An 18,662-nucleotide genomic window follows, 5' to 3' on the forward strand; every position below is an offset into this window, starting at 1 on the left:
ATCAGAGGGGAAGAAATGCCATATGTGGCTGTTCAGGACGACAATTAGCGCAACGGGACGGTTGTCTTGTCCTCAAGTGACCGTGGGATAGTAATGTGAATTAATTGTGTTGTCCCAGATTGGAGAGTTATTTTGAGCTTTACGGCTGTGTTGGGGGTAAGTGGGCTGGTGGTAATGACGACACCAAAGCGGTCTGCAGACTGGGCCAGGACTGGGACCGTCGTCTTAGGGTCACGCAATGGTTCCACTCCGAATGTAGCCGCTTCGGTCGGGGAGCCGTTGGTATACGTGAGCGTGTACGTCTCGTTTGGCTGAGAGATGCGTACGATAGCCTCACTAAGATCAACCGCATCTGAAGTTGAACCCCGCTTGGTAACTATCTCAATCGAATTAACGGTAGCAGTACCTGAGCTATCGTTGACAATCCCGGTCACAGCGACTACAGAGACGCGGTTTGTCATCTGTTGGTTGACGTCATCGCTGGTGTCACCGGACTGTGTTTCGAGAACTCCTGTTATTTGAACTAGAACACCAACAGTCGTTGCAGCGACAAGTAATGCTGCAATAAAGAGAACGAGAGTCCCAATCCCGACCTGGCCTCGTGCAGTCGAACTAGAGGATCCGATAACCTCAAAGAACGTACGACACCGTAGAATAAATGTCCTAAATGACATTTAAGAACCAGACTCAGAGAGATTGAGGTTCATTTGTTGGAGTTACACCGATTTGGATAACCGTAGACTAGTCTTTGACCGATGACCGTCGCGTCGTCATAAAGCCCATATTCGTAGTCCAATCGGAAGGTCAAGTATCGTTGATTCCTCCCGATTGCGCGGATAGCTCCGGTATTTGATTCCGATGGACGTTGTATTAATAAGTGAGCTGCTCGCCAATTTCCCACGCATAGGCGTATAATCAAACTACGTGAACGTGAAACTATTGGTTCATTCCGTCATCCGCCAGCGTTACCGATTGCACTCCCGTCAAAATTGTAGTCTCTCATATTAGTCCTATCTATGTCGTCTAACAAGCAGTATAACAGTAAGGATAGCAAGCAGCGTACTTCGGAACGTAAATCCAGGCACAGGACTGCTAGATTGTTCGGTCTGCTGTGTTATTGGCTGTTGAGTTAGTGCCTTCCGAGTTGTTTCCGAAGCTGAGTGTGATTTGGTGGTTTGGGTGGTTGTCAGAGTAGTCGTAGTGGTTGTCGACGTTGATTCCGTAGTTGATGCTGTCGTCGTGGGGGTTGTCGACGTGATAACGGCCGGGACCGTTTTGTTATATGCTGGAACTGAAACTGATAGGTTTCCCCCGGGTGATGCTTCGCTAAGATCGAAATCGACGCTAAAATCGCCCGATTGAGTGACAATGACGGTTTTGCTCTTTGAGAAGCTTGAGTGATCACCGTCGTAGTTTGCTTGCACTTCGAATTGTGATCCGGGCTCTAGTTTAGCCTCGCCGGTAATAGTTGCGTCCTCACTAAGTTTAATTTTCTCACCAGTATGATTAATCCGCACCTCCCATGCCCGCACGGCCTGATACGACTTGTCTTGATCGGGGAGTGTAATTATAAATGTATCGCCACGCGTGACGTCACTAAAGTCAAAAGACGTCTTGAACGTCTGGTTCGACTGAACCGTCGCTTCTTTTGGCTTGATGAAAGGCGGAACTCCATTGTATTTCGCGGTTATATTGATTGTCTCGCCTGGTAAGAACGTCGTTGACCCACGAATGGTTTCGGTGGAGTTAACAATAATAGGTGTTTTTGAGCGTTGAAGACCTACCTGTGGTTTGACTACAGTGAAATTTGTTATAACTGACTCCGGACGATCAACGAAGGGAGTGTCACCAATCACCGTCACATTAACGCGATAGGTAGAGTTAGCGTTAATTCCGTGCCGGCCAGTATTCACGAAGAAATACAAAGCATCGTCCTTTGGAACGCTTACGAACTTCTCAATGTCGGTTCCACTAAACGTAGTGGGCTCAGTATTCATATCCGGGTTCTGCTCAACGAACGAAGCTGAGAACTTATCTGTCGCATTGCCAGATGCTCGAAGGAATCCTTCGCTGAACTTCGACGTGTTAACGCGGAACGCGACCCATCTACCCTTCGGAACCACCGTCTCGTTCTCCGGCGAGATGGGAATTGCATTCGAGAGCTCACTCGGGTGCTGGACCTCGTCGATTCCAGCAGCAGGAGAGGCCCACCGTTCAATATCACCGGTGAACCCAGTCTCACCACGGGGTTCAATAATGAACTTCCCGCGGGCGACCTCACGCCCATCTATTGTAATATTCATATCATATGTCGCTGGTACGAGAGGTTGGGCTAGTTCCTCTCTCCCTTTTATATCCAAGGTGCTACTACCACTCACGATTTCCTCGACATCTGTCTCGTATGTATTGAGAGTTACCTCGGTTGAGCCGCTGATATTCATCTGGACCCAAAAACCCATCTCGGGGCCCCCGAGATTTAGAGTTGCTTGTGAGCCCGTAGAGGCGGAGATATTGATTGTATTCCCTCGTGTACCACGGACGACAGTCTGTGAAAAACTACTACTCTCGGCGTTGAGAGCCACCTCATTGGTCGTTTCTAGAGAAGAGACAGCCAGAACGGACGGTGATATCGTCGCAGAAATCACGAATAGAATGACAGTAAATATGAAAGTCCGTGAGTTGGTTGGTAAGTTCATTTCTAACTATGTGTGGTTGGAAAGTGGAGATACATAAAACTGAGTATAACTATATTTTCCAACCCTTTTCTGAACCCCTGAAGGGTAGAGACGTTGTATGCAAATTCCATGCTTTTTGTGCAATGGTTCATAGTCCTAATTCGTGAATTGATGATATCCGAGCCCCACGATCCCGGCAATTGAGAGGACGAGGGCTACAAGTGCGACTTCAGTACGGTCGATGGGACCACCAAGTCGCGTAGGCGGGTCTGTCCGGACTTCGATGGTTGCTATCTCCGAAGTATCGAACCGTTTATCTGTATCTGCTTCTGTGACCAATACCCGAAAGCCGTGCGTCCCCGGACTCGACCCATTTAGTGTCTGGGTGATTGTTTTGTTCTCGCCGGGTAGGAGTGTGTGCTCTCCGATTGGGAAGACGCCGGTCGTGTTGTTCGGTCCGGCTGTATTGAGTGTGACTAAAACCGTCGCCGGTTCGGAACCGGAGTTCTCAACCGTAACCAAGAGTTTCGCCTGCTCACCAGTAAGAAGCGTATTTTTCGTGACGGAAAAACCCTTAACGCAGACTTTCGCACTGTCGACGGTGCTACACGAGTCGTTAGCAGTAATCGCGGTTCCGGGGGCGACAAGAGTCGTAATACAGAGTAGAACGACGGCAATTGCATGCGAGACGTCCATACGAACTCTATCAGAATTGCCAGTACTAAAACTTATCCTTTCAGCATGTTATACTCACCCTATAATAATATATGAAAAACAAAATAAACAGCGTCGAAAGAGAGGAAAGCTGTCTACAGGTTGACCGCTTCCTTGTTCGCCAGCGAGTCCGGCACACGGAGCTGGACAACCTTCGTCGCGCCAGCCTGTGTCGTGATTTTCACTGTTGCCGTTGCACCTGCATCCAGCGTCCCGGGGTCGATAATGATTTTAAATCGATCGCCCGAGGAAAGGACAGGTTCCGTTCCGTCTTCGTCTTGAACTGCCTCAATGGTGAACTTACTATCTTCTTCTGGAGCATTACTACTGTACGTGAGACTATGACTTCCATCCGGGGCAGTCATCGAAATGACCGTCCCGCTAAGATCAATGTCTTCAGCACCTGCACCACGCATGACGAGTAGTTCAAGATTGTCGACCTTTCCGGAGGTTCCAGCGGTTTCAGCATCAACCAGGCCAAGAGTCTCCGTAGCGAACGTGTTACCGGATCCAATCTGGACTTCAGTACCGCCGTTCTTCAGAACGACATCTTCGTCAAACTGTAGGGCGTCAGTACCGCCTAAATCAACTTCGACAGAGTTCCCGTCAGGACCTGTAACCCGGTATGTGTTGTCGGTAAGATCACTGTCGTCATTGAGGACTTCGACAGTAAGCGTAGCTGACTCACCGTCAGTATCGACGGTAAAGGTATCACCATTACCGTCTTGGACCGTCACCGACGACACCTGAGTTTCAAGTGTAACATCGCCCTCGTCAAGGACCCCGATTGTGCTGGTCCCGTCTCCGAGAGTGAGTTCGGACGTCTTCTCTTCCACAGTCTCGGTGTCAAGAGTCGAAGCGAGATGGACCGTCACATCAGTACCCTGCCCATCAGGAATGGCGAGATCGAACCCATCGGTGCCAGCGGTAAGAGCTTCGCCACCATCTAGATCCACGGTGATAGTGGTTGATCCATCGGACACCGTATATGCGGATTCATTAATGGGGGTGAAGGTAAGGTCCTTAGATTCGCCGTCAGTAAAGGTGAATTGATTACCATTACCGTCACCGAGAGTGTTGTCCGACGAGTCAGCAGTCGTGTCAGTAACTGTAATGACCGTCTCGTCCAAGAAGTCCTCCGTGGTACCGCCACTTGAACCTTGGAAGGTAGCCAACAGGTGGGTCTCCTTTGTACTAGTCAGTCCACTTGTCACCTGTCCGGTCTTACTCACCACTTGCAGTTGGTTAGTGACCTGTGAACTTGCTTCTTCGCCAGTCTGTTGGGATTTGGACTGGAGGAATCCTGCCGTGTTGATGAGGACGCCCGCGGCGATAGCTGCCACGAGAACCATAGCGATGAACACGATCAGGGTGCCGATACCCACTTGACCGCGGTCCCAGGTGTCTGGGATGCGGTCGCCGATCCGCTTGAACGGTTTTTTGAGTGTTTGCCGTATCATTGTTCTCACAAGCATCCCCGTCGGATGCTTGACTATCTCGCCCTTCAGACAGGAGGATTAAATAACCATCGGGCTAATATCAGACATGATAATCCGAACCCTTGATCATTTTATATATTATAGAAGTAGCGCTAAAATAGGGGTTCTGGAGCCATTACGACCATCAATCCCGACATGATCTGTTTTGGGTTTAGTAGTCTAATATGTTATAAGATGGCGGCTACTGATGGTTCTGAATAATGTTGGTAGCGGCTGGTACTTCCGCCATTCCGGATTCCACACCTGTTTCGCTGAAATAGTAGAATACGGAGATGAGAGATTAAAGTCGAACTGCTGGTAGCAGTCCTGTTCTGCTGCTGGTTTTTGTGACTGTACTGTAATCAAGTATTCTGTTTGTGGTAACTGTCGCCGCGCGTGTGGCCGCGATCGAGAGTTCGATACGTCAATTTTCGGTTCTAGTTTAGACTGAAGCCAGGAGTACGTCTGTGGATTTAGGTGGTCCAGGCTCCCTGGTGGTCGTGTTCTAATCCCTCCGTCGGGAATTGACATCATACTCATCAGACCAAATTCTGTTATTTCCTCTTCAGCGTCAGGATTCAAGACCCGGGTTTGCGGAACGAAAGTTGTTGTGAGGTAGGTCTCGGCAATTGGAACTGATACCGACTGGCGGTCATCCTTGTGACCGGGAAGCAAAATACTTCCAGAAAAGGACTGATTGAGTTCTGATTGAGATGTTGGCTGTAGCATCACTTTCATTTCAAGTTGGCCAACCACTGGTTCATACTCAATTTGCAAACAATGTTTCAACACTGGTCGGACGAAGGCCTGCTTTGTTTCGTCTGGAAGTCGTGTCTGGGGCAATCGCTGGGGAACGACAGACCGTGTGAGTTTGATTGCGACGGAATCCCTAAGGGGGCGACCGTCTTCATTCGCGGCTTTCGAGAGAGGCGAGTTCCTTGTCTTTCTGCGCCTCTTCTTCGTCTGAGACTCCGCGCTGTCTGCGAATACGAATAGCACGATGAGCGTAATTGCGTACCCTCCAGCGAACCCGAGAGAATGCACTATAATGTTGGGAACGACACCTGCAGCAACGTTCGGTCGGGGGAACAAGAGTATGGTTAGCCCGGTAAGTGCAACCCAACTCCCGGCGATGAGACCGAGTGAACTGCCGTGACTCCGAAGCCAATTCCTTACCCCTAATGTCCGTCTATGGCTTCGGCTAGCCAAGTCGACGAGAAGCACAATACCGCCAAGCGCGATACTGGATCCAAGTAAGGATTTCACCCAAAGGAGCCCTGAAAGACCATGATACTCGAAGAGAGCTCCCAACAGGGACAGCACAACAATGACCGTCCCGATCAGCATTGACTGGACGCCATAGCGGTGTGCGAAGAATCCGGTCAAAAAACCGAACAGGAGGCCGGTGAACCCACCGACAACCCCGGAAAAGCCAAGTGAACTGCTCGCCGAAATTGTGGGCACGAAATACTTGAAGCCCAAATCGGTGGCGATCGCCAGCGGGATTGGAAAGGCGAATAGGACTACTACCACACAGAACCAAAAGCGCCGCCGGTCGCCCTGTGACACGGCCAGAAGCCATGCTGGGACAATGGCTATTATGTACCCGACGAGGTTTCCAAGAAGATGTGATGTCGTTCGATGAACAAAGGCGGACGTCCACATTGTTACGATAGAGGGGTGAGAGTGGTCTAGGATGTAGTTCGCACGTACGTGCGCGGGAATACCGAAATGAATCCCGGCTAAAGCGCCAGCAATACAGAGAAGACCAAAGAGATCACCGAGAAGTACAGATACCGAGCTACCACGGGGAGTCCGAAATTGCATCGTTGGTCGTTAGAATGAGCCTTAGGTTGCACCTATTTAGAATTTGGTTTCGTGGACAGGTCGGAGGTCTGAAACACGAGAAACTCCATTGACGTGCGTTGAGAGGCATAGATTTTAATGATTCGCCCACCAGTCAGATGGTAGATGCCGCACCTGTCGGAGGAAGAACTGAGAGAGGAACTTCGATTGCTTGCGTGGCGGCTCCAGCGGATTCCGCGAACAAAGGACATGCAGACTATTGGCCGGTATTCGGCAGAAACATACCTTGACCGGTTTGGTGATTGGGGAACAGCACTTGAAGCTGCAGGGGTTGCCGACCGTCGAGAACCTAACCTCTCGCGGCCACGTCTCCAACGCCATCTACAAGAGTTAGGCGACCGTCTTGGACGGACGCCAACTCGCACCGACCTTCGGGAGGAGGGCGACCTCTCTTCGTGGGTCTACATAGATAATTTCAAATCCTGGCGCGCAGTGCTTGAACGAGCGGGCTTCGATATTGTTCCGCGAACATCGCCCGCTGAAGCCACAGTAACACACAACCAACTTCGAACAATCCTCGCTGAGATTGCCGATGAAATTGGCCGTACACCGTCACAGGACGAACTCGATAGATATGGTGACTATGCAAGCGATATTTATTGCGCAGCGTTTGGTTCATGGGATGATGCTCTTCAACTCGCAGGCCTTACAGAGCACTCTCTCCACGGTGCCCCGACGTACTCAACCAGCGAGCTACTCAATCACCTCCGCGATCTAGCGACTCGTCTCGGGGAGACACCGACTGCCCGCGAAATGAACACCAACGGCGAACATGCAGTAGATACGTATCGCCATCGATTTGGAAGTTGGAATAATGCGTTGCAGAAAGCAGGGTTCACATCGACGACATCAGCGTCGCTACCACCGGCAGATGATTTGCTCACTGAAATCCGACGGCTCAAAACGGAGTTTGGTCAACCGCCAACTCCCGCAAAGATGCGCCAGCAGGGAAAATATACCCCGGAGTTGTATCTCAGTCGGTTCGATTCGTGGAACCGAGCTGTCGAGGAGGCGGGATACAATCCAGCTCACGCGTGGAATCGATAGTGGATTAGAATCCCGGAACTGCGTTCCCTACTGAGCTACAGATCTGTTGTGCCCGCTGCGTTACCTCTTCAGGAAGTGGTCTTGCCGTCTTCATGGATAAAATGAAGTACCTTCGGGGGTGAGTCTCAGTTAATCAAATGGCGTTTGTCGCTGGAAGGCATCTATCAACCGGTCATCTCAAGCTAGAATTTGCGATACCCGGGCGTCCACCACTTAAAATCACATTTCCAGGCGATGGTTCGAGTTTGGAGGAAACAATGGATAATGAAATTATGAATACTACTGGAGTAGAGTACTGATGGACAGAGACAACTTATTCCGGATTGCCAAGTGGGAAGTAACACGGAATAGTGGGCAATTCGATCGGCGGACGCTGGCGGTTGGTGGAGTTCTCCTCTTACTGTTAGCCATTTTATTGCCAATGGTTGCAGGGCAAGGAGTCACAGTTGATGAGGGGATTTATCGAGTCGGTGTATCAGAAGACAGCCCATACTATGAGGTGGCCTCACAGGACTCAACGTTTGTTGTTGTGGAACCGAGTGCACAGAAACTCCAAGCGGACGCTATTGACATCCTTATCATATCGGAAAAACAGGTGGTGGTCAGCGACACACCAAAAGGAAGGGCTGCACTGTCCGAGTTCCGGGATGCAGTTAAACAGTATAACAACCGGCAGATGAGAAATGAGTCGGATCAGGCCGCAGCATTCCCAGTGAAGGTGTCCCTCGAGTATGTTGAGCAGAATCCTCAAACCCAGACTGCAGAATCTCCTGAAGCTGACGGAGGGACACAGAGACCGGAGACCACTGCTAACCAGCGGACTGCACGGGAAGACGAATCAGAGACGCAAGGTCAGACGACGCAACTAGGGAAGAGTGACTCTGCAGAACGGACCACCGAAACGCCAGATGATGCAGCATCGAATCAAGATAGCGATAGCTCTTCAGTCCAACCGTCGAATGGTTCATTGCCTGCCTCAGGTGATAGCGGCGGCGCTTCATTGTTTACCGATAATGGCGAGCAAGGAACGCCCTCGGGCATTACACCACCATTCCCGTTCGAATCCCTAGTGTTGGCGTTCGCATTCATTCTCCCGATGAACTTCGTGATTCAAGCGTATGCCAGCAGCATCATGGACGAACGCATCAATAACCGGGGCGAACTACTCTTAGTGTCGCCTGCCTCCCCGGGTGACATCATCGCTGGCAAGACACTGCCGTATTTCTTCGGTATGATTATCATTGCAACGGTCACTGCCATTACAATCCTCTTAGTAACGCCTGCCGGAGCAGATGGATTCGTTACGGGTACGATTGCAGTCCTCATAGCAGTCTTGGCGGTAATCCCTATCGCACTCTTATATCTAGCGAGCGCATTCGTGAGCGCGATGTTTGCCCGGTCATTCAAAGAACTGACATTCGTTACCATCTCCCTGTCAGTCTTCTTGACCGCCTATGCATTCATTCCCGCCATCTTCACGAATATCCACCCGATTGCAGCAATTTCGCCCTTGACGCTAGTCGTGCATACCCTCCGGGAAACTAGTGTTTCGCTCGGCGACTATGCATTCTCGACGCTGCCGCTATTCCTGAGCTCTATCGTGTTATTCGCACTCGGTCGTGGCGTCTATCGCGAAGAAGATATGTTCACCCAGCGTCCGGTCCCACTCAAATTCCTTGATGCACTCAACAGCCAACTGACCGGGCCGCGAAGCGTAGCAAAATTGAGTGCACTCTCGATTCCGTTCGTGTTTGTCGGCGAACTCCTCGCTGTTGCTGTCTTGTTCGCATTACCAATTGAGCTGTCCCTGCCAGTACTCTTGGTCGTAATTGCAGGAATCGAAGAACTCGCGAAAAGCGTCCATATCTATGCTGGGTTCGCCCACGACCGTTTCGATCGGTCGCTATGGACGGTCGGCTTGCTTGGTAGTCTTTCGGGCTTGGGTTTCTTCATCGGTGAAAAGGCGACTGCGGTGGCTCAACTGGTGGGCTTACCGCAACTCGATCTTGGACGGGCAGCATTTGGCACAACGACTGGGCTTGGTGTTTCCCAATCACCCAGTGTCCTACTTGGACTCCTATTCGCTCCCCTCGCTCTTCATGTGATTACAGCCACAGTGACTGCCTATGGAGCCAGCCGAAAGCGCTACTGGTACGCTGCGACTCTCGTATGTGCTACGCTCCTCCACGCAGCATACAATTTCGTAGTCGTCACGCAACTTGGAACGGTTTGAGCATTCTCGGTGTCGAAACCTTTTCCCAACGGACCTACGAGAGGACAGCCAAGAACAATGCCGATACCCGTTACTCCGCCTGATTTAGCTCGGACATACAACTCCCAATCCTACGAGGACGCGTGGAAAGCCGTCGAAGATTACCAGCGCGTGCTGGAATACACAGGCCGCCATCCGAACAAGGGATCCTCAGCAGTTGCCTCCGCACTTAACCTCCCTCGTGGTCGCGTACATCCATGGATGAACGGAAGTCGGCCTGCTCCCATTCGGGCGATTCAGATCGCCGAAGAACACGAGTGGCTACCGCTTAATACTGATGATGCTTTGTTTCCGACGTTCAACAGGCTGGTAGCGTGGATTTTCTCTCGGGGATCAATCTCCGAGGCTGAATATGCGCCCATGTTCAGTTGTGACCAAGAGTCTGAACAAGACCGACTTGCGGAACTCTTTGAGACTATCGGGGTTGAGTACACAATTTATCGCGAGGAGTCGACAGAGAAGGCGACAGAAGCCCGGATTTCAGAACATCGGACAATCATCGGCCGGCTTCTGGTCCTCATAGGCGCGCCGCGAGGCCCGCGTACGGACGCTACAACGCTTCCAAACTATCTCACACCGCCAGCGGACACACCAACTACTGACACAACCCAAGACACTACTCCGACCACGAAAGACACTGCGTCAGCGGCGTCAGTATCGACCCCCCCAGCTACTGACGACACCGACAATACACAGACTCCTGAACGCACACACCCACGAGAACACGCATGGACATTTGCAAATACGTACTTGGCGAATACGGCCCGATACTGGCCATGGAAAGAAGGATTTGTAGTCCGCCACGAAGATCGCTCGCCTGAATACCTTCATTCGCTTGCGACCGTCTTAGAACATGCGGGCGAGAGTAATAGCATTGAGGTTAACCCTGACTCGTTGTTTCTTCCGACACCTCTCGCTGAAAAGCTCTGCCCTGAACTTACAAGCGGATTATAAAACCCGTCAGTAAAGCAACTATGTTACAACATTATAATATCCAACTTGACAGAAACGGTTAGTATGTTTCACGGAGATATCTGCCAATGAGCAAGTATGTCTAGATCGATTCCCGAGGTTGATCTCATAGCAGCTCTTAAATCGCTTGCGGGTGACCTTGGTCGACCGCCAACACGTGACGAAATGGAGGCCCAAGGTGCGTATTCTGCGACACCGTATTACCGCCAATTCGGATCGTGGCCTAGTGCCCTCAAGCGTGCAGGGTTAGAGCCACAGTATCGCCAAGAAATTCCAGACGAAGAGTTGCTCGCCGCGCTTCAGAATCTTGCGGACGAACTTACTCATCCACCACGACAACAGGAAATGGCGACACGGGGGCCATTCTCGCCGAGTACATATCGTCGCCGATTCGGCTCTTGGGCAACATCGCTTGAAAAAGCAGGCTTAGAACCAGACGCTCGACCGTCACCAAATCGGATCGAACAGGCCGAATTGATACGGGCACTACATCAGCTTACTCGTGAACTTGGACGCCCTCCAACTCAATCCGATGTAGAAACGCATGGTCCCTACTCCATCGACGTGTATCACGACCGATTTGGCTCTTGGAGTAATGCTCTCAAAAAAGCAAATCTCCAGCTTGAATAGTTCACACGCCGATAGAGTGTTGGAAATGTAAATAGACCGTTATTCCTATATTCGCAAGGAATTCGGAGGTACTTGCTCGGTTTACGGCGGCATCTCCGCGCGATTGCCGGTGGAGATACCGTCAGCGTATTAGACAGGACTTCCGAAATTATCCGATGATCCCGACACGGGCGCGGATCTATCGCGTCGGATATCACTCTGTTCGATAGGAAGAGATTTCAACTGTGCGGTAGCGCGGAGTCCCCGTCCTTAAGGAGCAACGCAGGCCGAAGGCCGAGTAACGCAGTAGGGCGGGGAGGAGTGCGTCACGCACACACCAACCAGACACCAACTATTAAGTAACCATAACCTTTCTTTGAAATCGTGGCGGACAACGACTACCTGAGACGCACCGCGATAACGCGCCTTTCCGTGTCCTCTGAGCAGGCCGACCTGCTCGAAGACACCATCGACGAATGGCGCACAGGTGCGAATATCGCCACGGACATCGGTTGGGAACACTACGAGACTCGAAAGCGAAAACTCCAGTCACTCGCCTACGACAATGTTCGTGACCAGACACGTCTCGGGAGTCAACACGCCATCCTCGCGTGCTTCCAAGCGGCACAAGCATTGAAAGGCGTCGATGAACGCAAACAACAGGGTCGCAACTACTCGAAACCCGAGTTCACCTCCCTCACGGTGAAGTACGACGCCAACACGATGACCCTGTTCGAGGACAACACCGTCTCACTCGCCACCACAGAAAGTCGAGTTCGGTGTGGATTGGTACTGCCCGACGACGAAGACGGCTACCAGCACCAGTATCTCGACAGCGATGAGTGGGAGGTCACGGAATCGACGCTGACAGCGCGTGACGGCGACTACTATTTGCATCTCGGCTTCCGCAAGCCAAACTCCAATACCGACGAGTCACCCGCCGAGGACAGGACAGTTCTCGGGGTTGACCTCGGTATCGAAAACCTCGCCGTCACCTCAACAGCGCACTTCGAGTCAGGGCAAGAACTCTTACACGAACACCGCGAGTTCGAACGCGTTCGCGGCGGCCTCCAAGAAACAGGTACAGAGTCCGCACACTGCACGCTCGTTCAGCGTGGCAACCGCGAGGAACGATACAACCGTGACTACCTGCACAGGGTGTCGAATCGGTTGCTCGCGGAGGCAGTCGCCTCCGACTGTACGCATATCGCGTTCGAGGACTTGACGCATATCCGCGATTCGATGCCGAGTAAGCGCAAGTTCCACCAGTGGGCGCACTACCAACTCGTCCAGTACGTTGAGTACAAGGCCGAGGAACTCGGCATCGAGGTCGTGTACGTTGACCCTGAAAACACGTCGAAGCGGTGTTGCGAGTGCGGCCATACGAGCGATGGCAACCGTACGGAGCGCGACTTCTTCGAGTGTGAGAAGTGCGGTGCGACGGCGAACGCGGACTATAACGCGGCGAAGAACGTTGGATGGCGGTTTGTCCGTCGTGGGCTACACGACTCACGACGGACGGGTGACAGTCAACTCGCCCTGAAGTCGGGGACTGTGAAGCCGAACCGAGGATTTGTCTCGTACTCCGAACAGGAGTCAGAGGCGGAGTCCACCGACAAGCCCCACCCTCAACGAAGCGAGCGCGTCAGCGCGAGCGAGTAGGGTGGGGTAGTTGACACCGTACTGATAGCGCCGATTCGTCCCTGCCGTATACGGCAGGGGTTTCTCGCCTACTCTGGCGTAACTATCGCGGTAAAGGCCTGAATTCTAGAAAGGGGGGAAGTCCCGATAGCGATGGACATTGGTCCGGTAGTGTCGCTAACGGTCTTGTCCGGGGTTGGGAACGCTGACTCGTCGGCGGGTACCAGGTGGAATGTTGGTAGCGTCGACTGTGGTTGCGTCTGGGTAGCAGGCGAGCAGCCTGCAACAACAGAATTAAATTCTATTTACAAATATGTTTCGTATATCCAAAATTACATAGTGGCGATTCATGTCGTTCTAACAATAATTTCGCCGTGGACCTTCCAGAATTAGAACGAATCTTGAACCGCTCCACATTCACCCATCAACCTATACTCCTCATGCAACAAATATGGAGAAAGAGCTGCGATGAAGAAGACAACGCCCACATCCACCGGGGGTTCGTCTCCAATGCCCAATGGTGTAATTCGACACTATTCTTAAGGTTTTCCGGAGTTCCGAGAAGCCATTATTGACCGCGATTAGCTCGTTTGATTTGGCCAAAGAGTGTTCAGGATTCGGTCTGATGAAATAAGGACTACGTAAGGCCCACATCGCCACTGACTGCGTACTCTGTCACCACTTACGTGAGAACGAGCGTCAGCGCTCCACCACAGTCAGGACATTTCGGAGGTAGGTTGCTATCAACTTCGACAGTGTATGCATAGTCATTTGCACTCGCAGCTCTCAGACTCACCATCTGCTGATGCAGTAGGGGCTTGGGATGGATTTACTGTTGGGTGAGTTAGCCCAATTGGGGTGAGTCGGTCGCGGCCATATGCAAAAAGAAGGTACGAAGCCAGAAATATATTCTATAGCGAATAGACCATATCTCCGTAGGAGCGTATTAGAACGAGTAATGACGCAGGTTAGCGGTAAAATCCCTTATAGTATGCATGTGGAGTATACGTCATCCTTGTTTAGGGAAGAGGACAAATTGTTATTTTGGTTCTTTTTCTACGGATTGCATATTTCAGCACAGAATATATCGCTAATCTTACTCTGCTCTCAGAATTAAAGGATTATTTTAGAATTATAGCAATAAGTATCACAAAACATAAGTTGTGGGCACGGAGATTCCAGATTGATGATGAAGTTATCCTATCGTGGTATAATGGCGGTCGTACTGACGGCTGTCGTAGTTAGCGGAAGTTTCACAGCAGGATTGGCACTCGGAAAAACTACTGAGGGCGGTACTGCTGACGTACCAGAGTCAACCGGTCTCAACGTCCCGGATACCACCATCGTTGGAAACTCTGACAGTACAATCGAAATAGCGTATAATGCAAGCAAGTACGTGGAAGATGGAACCGTAACACAATCCGATCTCGCAGTGAATATCGCGTGGCCCGGTGGTGGAGAGTTTCAGAACCTCGACTCAAAAAAGGGAACCCAAACAATCACCGTCCCTGCTGACACAATAACGGGCGGAACACACGTTCTAACCGGAGTGCTAATTAATGCCTCCTCAGGAAGGCTCGTTGGCTCAGACGGCTATCAAGACACGGGGACCTTGGTTGCGCAGACAGACCTCACTGTTGAGGGGTTCACACTCTCGAACTCAACAATTACGGAAGGAGACTCTGTCACAGTAACAACCACCGTAGACAATCCAACAACAAATACCGACTCGATAACCCTTTCAGTGTATAATGAACGAGGCAGATCGTTAGCCTCAGATTCTATATCAGTTAGTGGGACTACCCAGGAAGACGTTACTTTGACGCCTACCTTCAATTATTCCGGAACGTATAATATCCGGGTCAATGGACAGCCAGCGAAAACGCTTACCGTCGAATCTACTGATGATTCGACTGAACAACTTTTACTCACAGAGACGAACATCTCTTCGTCAATCGTTCGGACAGGTGAGAACCTCACTATCACGGGCACGGTCGAAAATCAGGGTGGATCGAGTGGTGAATACACGTTCGACGTTGATGTCTTCCCGCGAGATGGTAGCTCGAGCTGGGAGAAATCGACGACAGTGAGTGTTCCGGCAGATGGAACGGAAACGGTCTCGCTCAACGTCAGTTTCGCTGAGGCTGGTAGTTATGATGTGTCCGCAGGCGGTAATCTCTATACGGTTGATGCAGTTGCAGGTGAGAAAGTAGATCTCGAAATGAATGACGTCGCGCCGAACCAGACAGTCGTCGTCGGTCAGGGAACCTCGTTCTTCGCCACGGCTGAGAATCCATCGGATTCTCAGGGTTGGGAAAACGTCACTCTCACGTACAAGGATGGAACTGTAATTGACTCGAAAGGCGTTACGGTTCCTGCCAAGGGACAGGCAGACGTCAATTTCTACGACATAGTTTTCCCGTCAACCGGTGAATACACCGTTTTCCTTGATGGTGAGCAAATTAACGTCACTGTCCGTGAGCCGGTCATCGTCAATTCTTCTGCCCGAGTTATTGGTGGGCCGACACTGGATAGTGACGTTCAAGCAGACTTGTCGATGCAGTCCGGCATGCTTCAGGGTGATATTGAACCGACAAGCGGTTCAGATCTCTCATCCATTGGTGCAACAACTAACACTCGCGTTAGCGTCAGCTTAGTGGTGGAAAACTTCTCTGCTCCGGTTCTGATTGCGACCGGTCACAACGTAACGTGGAACCGAACCCAAATCAACGAGACACACACACGTTACGAGATAAATATCACTGCAGCAGAATGGCAGTATCTTAACGGTGCCCATCTAAACTCATGGCCGAACGGCTCGGCTGATCAGGCGACCTCAATGGATCCTGCAACTATCAGCCTCACGTTCGACCCGATGACATCGTACCCCGGAAGTGACGAACGCAGAGCTGCTTTGAACGGGACGATTATCGCCACGGACGCACAAACATTCGGGACTCCCCAATTCAAGCCCGGTGGACCGGACACTGATCCGACTCTCTCCCTGCTCGTCGCCGGACCTCACCTTACGGTAAATGGGAGCGAAAACAAGGGCTTCTATGAGGCCTACCTCCCCAATAATCTGCTCTCGTCGTGGGGTGTCTCTGACCCGTCGACACTCCAAGCAGCCTACAACAACTCGTCTCGCGACCTCTCAATCAGCCGCCACACCGACAATGGTGTCTATGTTTCGGTTCCGATCCACTACTCGAAGGGGACTGTAGTCGTCTCAAAAGCCGATGACCAAGAGGAGACTACTACGACAACTACGTCAACGTCATCAAGTGAGACGACGACATCCTTTGCTGGGACGCCTGGCTTTGAAGTCACAGGAACACTACTCGCGCTTCTAACGGCCCTTCTACTTATCAAGCGACGTCACGTCTAACCCACTACTTCAGTTTGGGCACTGACGTGTCTTCCCACCCTTTCTAATATAAGTCACAAACCACACCAATCCGTTTTCAGAAAGCTTATTACTTGTATCTGGGGATTTTTGTATGACGGCAGGTCACCATCCAATTGCTTGGACCGTGCCACCGCAGAGAGTCCACCTGCCGTTGTCTCCACTTTCCCCTGTTCAGAAACTATACGGTAGAGGAAAGGTCGAGAACAACCACTATAGCCCCAATGATTCAGCTGGGTGATACTAACTTGGAAGAATAGATACGACTTACCAGGTCAGTACCTATGAGTGTTATTAGTTACTAAAATCATGGGAAGACTGAGCGGGGGAACCGTCTAATCTAACGAATCGAGGATCTGCATTCGGCCGAGATGCCAGCTTGCGGCAAGTGCTCCAGCTAGCCCCATGCTCACTGCGAGACCAGCACCACCAGCAAGAAGTGCGGGAGGTGTCCGAATGAACTGCGTCGTCCCGAAGTACGCCGTAAGTCGATTAAGACCGAAAATAGCGGGCGGAACAAGAGCCAGCCCAACAACGCCTCCGAGAATACCGGTGAGCAGTCCCTGAATCGCCATCACGCCATAGAGGATGGTCTGCGAAATCCCGGTTGTGCTCAGGCCTGCGTACACAACCCGTTGAGAGTACACCATATGGCTAGACAGATTAATTGTGAGGACAAACCCAGCTCCGATGGCAAGGACGACCAGCGTAACACCGCTTGCGATTACCACGGCATTCTGTTTAAGAATTGACTGGAGCTGCTCGCGATTAGTTTGAACTTTATAATCTGGATGAGTTTGTGAGAGCTCTGTTGCAACGACTTGTCGGTCAGCGTCCGGTCTGACCGACACGCCGATTAGTGTCGCTGGATCCCGCCGAGTCGTGCCAGTGAGTTCTTGAAGCTCGCTGAGATGAAGCGTGACAGTAGGTGTTCCAAGGAAGCCACCGAACGCTGGGGAGATACCGATGACTGTAAACTCGTGTTGCCGAGCATTGCTCACCGTCCCACCGATGTGGACTGTGCCCCCTACCGAAAGGTTGAGTCGTGCGGCCGTCCGCGGGTCAATGACGACACTGTGGGTCATTGGGCCGTCATAGCTCCCGTTGGCGTAATGAACATCTCCACGGCCGAAGTACTCCCCAGCGGTCACTTGGACATGGAGAGTATCGCCAGGGACGCCCATCCCTGTTAGTGTCGTTAGGTTCTCAGTGTCCTTCCCGACGTAGACAGTTTGAAACCCCATCGGCGTGGCCGTTCGGACATTCGGGTAGTCGCTGATATTCTTGGCTACCGAATGGGCATCGGTTAGTGGTGCATTCACGCCTCCAGGGCGTCCAGGCGCGAGTTCGACGGGTCCACCAGATATCCAGAGATCACGCCCGGTGGCTGAGAATTTCTGCTGGCCAGCGTCGACAACACCGTAGCCGATGCTCGCGAGTAAAACTGTAGCAAGGACCGCAATAGCAATGCCGAAGATAGTGAGGCTAGTCCGGAGACCGTTATGGCGTAACTGGGCGACTGCAACAGCACTCGCCCCTCGAACAGTAACGCCAATACTCCGGATTAGATGGGAGATATCCGTCATAGCGATTTGGAAGAGGTTTGTTAGTCAAGTGTATTTAATGCCGATGAACAAATGCCACTGTGTAGAATTGGGATGGATGTACGAAAGCTCAAGACGGTAAATGTGGGAGTCGTGACTGTTATGGGTGAGTTCTCCGTACGAGAAGTTAGAGTGATTGGTCGATTCATGAATCGGGTTCTCGAAAAGGTACTGGCGTTCAGTGAGGCTGTTTCTGAAACGTATCATGAAGACGGCCTACCATCGGCACTTGTTGGAATCGGACTGTTTCTTCCCGTTGTCGCAGTTGAGTTTTCACTCAAGTTCAAACCTTCTCGGCCGGAGTGAACGACCCCTTTCAGTAGCGACAAAGCATCCCCGATGTCCGGCAAACCGGTATTGGTGAAAATATTCCCCCGG

12 protein-coding genes and 1 pseudogene are annotated in these 18,662 nt (G+C 51.5%); 6 read left to right on the forward strand and 7 right to left on the reverse strand.

Annotated elements, in window-relative coordinates:
• Positions 1-44: 44 nt before the first annotated feature.
• The 6 genes and pseudogenes from E2484_RS25955 to E2484_RS07740 form a co-directional block, all read right to left on the reverse strand.
• Entirely contained in the window at positions 45-674 is a 630-nt protein-coding gene (locus E2484_RS25955; RefSeq protein WP_137284622.1) for a hypothetical protein, read from the reverse strand.
• 336 nt (positions 675-1,010) lie between these two features.
• Positions 1,011-2,645 carry a BGTF surface domain-containing protein gene (locus tag E2484_RS07725; protein WP_170977268.1) on the reverse strand — a complete coding sequence of 545 codons (1,635 nt, stop codon included), beginning with the start codon at positions 2,643-2,645 and terminating at the stop codon, positions 1,011-1,013.
• Positions 2,646-2,831: 186 nt separating this feature from the next.
• Entirely contained in the window at positions 2,832-3,371 is a 540-nt protein-coding gene (locus E2484_RS07730; protein ID WP_137284624.1) for a COG1361 family protein, read from the reverse strand.
• A gap of 113 nt (positions 3,372-3,484) precedes the next feature.
• Positions 3,485-4,372, reverse strand: coding sequence for a hypothetical protein (locus tag E2484_RS25460; protein WP_394347903.1), 888 nt, complete (start codon positions 4,370-4,372; stop codon positions 3,485-3,487).
• 33 nt (positions 4,373-4,405) lie between these two features.
• Positions 4,406-4,801 (reverse strand): annotated as a pseudogene (locus E2484_RS25465) (archaellin/type IV pilin N-terminal domain-containing protein); the annotation flags it as partial.
• A 246-nt stretch (positions 4,802-5,047) separates the two neighbouring features.
• Positions 5,048-6,532, reverse strand: coding sequence for an MFS transporter (locus E2484_RS07740; RefSeq protein ID WP_137284626.1), 1,485 nt, complete (start codon positions 6,530-6,532; stop codon positions 5,048-5,050).
• Positions 6,533-6,838: 306 nt separating this feature from the next.
• Between E2484_RS07740 and E2484_RS07745 the strand changes: the two genes are divergently transcribed.
• From E2484_RS07745 to E2484_RS07760, 5 genes are all read left to right on the forward strand, one after another.
• A complete protein-coding gene (locus E2484_RS07745; RefSeq protein WP_137284627.1) occupies positions 6,839-7,780 on the forward strand; it encodes a homing endonuclease associated repeat-containing protein in 942 nt (313 codons plus the stop codon).
• Positions 7,781-8,078: 298 nt separating this feature from the next.
• A complete protein-coding gene (locus E2484_RS07750) occupies positions 8,079-10,013 on the forward strand; it encodes an ABC transporter permease subunit (RefSeq protein WP_137284628.1) in 1,935 nt (644 codons plus the stop codon).
• Positions 10,014-11,102: 1,089 nt separating this feature from the next.
• Complete coding sequence (locus E2484_RS25960; protein ID WP_170977269.1) at positions 11,103-11,654, forward strand: homing endonuclease associated repeat-containing protein; 552 nt, start codon at positions 11,103-11,105, stop codon at positions 11,652-11,654.
• 363 nt (positions 11,655-12,017) lie between these two features.
• Positions 12,018-13,295: an RNA-guided endonuclease InsQ/TnpB family protein gene (locus E2484_RS07755; protein ID WP_137284629.1), complete on the forward strand. Its 1,278-nt coding sequence runs from the start codon at positions 12,018-12,020 to the stop codon at positions 13,293-13,295.
• Positions 13,296-14,487: 1,192 nt separating this feature from the next.
• On the forward strand, positions 14,488-16,662 hold the full coding sequence (locus E2484_RS07760; RefSeq protein ID WP_137284630.1) for a PGF-CTERM sorting domain-containing protein: 2,175 nt from the start codon (positions 14,488-14,490) through the stop codon (positions 16,660-16,662).
• Between the two features lie 353 nt (positions 16,663-17,015).
• On the opposite strand, the gene E2484_RS07765 is transcribed toward E2484_RS07760, so the two are convergent.
• A complete protein-coding gene (locus tag E2484_RS07765; RefSeq protein WP_137284631.1) occupies positions 17,016-18,266 on the reverse strand; it encodes an ABC transporter permease in 1,251 nt (416 codons plus the stop codon).
• Between the two features lie 72 nt (positions 18,267-18,338).
• Here E2484_RS07765 and E2484_RS07770 point away from each other — a divergent pair, with 72 nt between their 5' ends.
• Entirely contained in the window at positions 18,339-18,590 is a 252-nt protein-coding gene (locus E2484_RS07770) for a hypothetical protein (protein ID WP_137284632.1), read from the forward strand.
• Positions 18,591-18,662: the final 72 nt, after the last annotated feature.

It is taken from the genome of Halorussus salinisoli (assembly GCA_005239435.1).
Taxonomy (GTDB): domain Archaea; phylum Halobacteriota; class Halobacteria; order Halobacteriales; family Haladaptataceae; genus Halorussus; species Halorussus salinisoli.

Excerpts from the sequence above, each read along its gene's own strand:
- E2484_RS07760 (WP_137284630.1), top strand. The coding sequence starts at position 14,488 with ATGGCGGTCGTACTGACGGCTGTCGTAGTTAGCGGAAGTTTCACAGCA.
- E2484_RS07765 (WP_137284631.1), bottom strand. The coding sequence starts at position 18,266 with ATGACGGATATCTCCCATCTAATCCGGAGTATTGGCGTTACTGTTCGA.
- E2484_RS07730 (WP_137284624.1), bottom strand. The coding sequence starts at position 3,371 with ATGGACGTCTCGCATGCAATTGCCGTCGTTCTACTCTGTATTACGACT.
- E2484_RS25960 (WP_170977269.1), top strand. The coding sequence starts at position 11,103 with ATGTCTAGATCGATTCCCGAGGTTGATCTCATAGCAGCTCTTAAATCG.
- E2484_RS25955 (WP_137284622.1), bottom strand. The coding sequence starts at position 674 with ATGTCATTTAGGACATTTATTCTACGGTGTCGTACGTTCTTTGAGGTT.
- E2484_RS07750 (WP_137284628.1), top strand. The coding sequence starts at position 8,079 with ATGGACAGAGACAACTTATTCCGGATTGCCAAGTGGGAAGTAACACGG.
- E2484_RS07745 (WP_137284627.1), top strand. The coding sequence starts at position 6,839 with ATGCCGCACCTGTCGGAGGAAGAACTGAGAGAGGAACTTCGATTGCTT.
- E2484_RS07740 (WP_137284626.1), bottom strand. The coding sequence starts at position 6,532 with ATGTGGACGTCCGCCTTTGTTCATCGAACGACATCACATCTTCTTGGA.
- E2484_RS07770 (WP_137284632.1), top strand. The coding sequence starts at position 18,339 with ATGGATGTACGAAAGCTCAAGACGGTAAATGTGGGAGTCGTGACTGTT.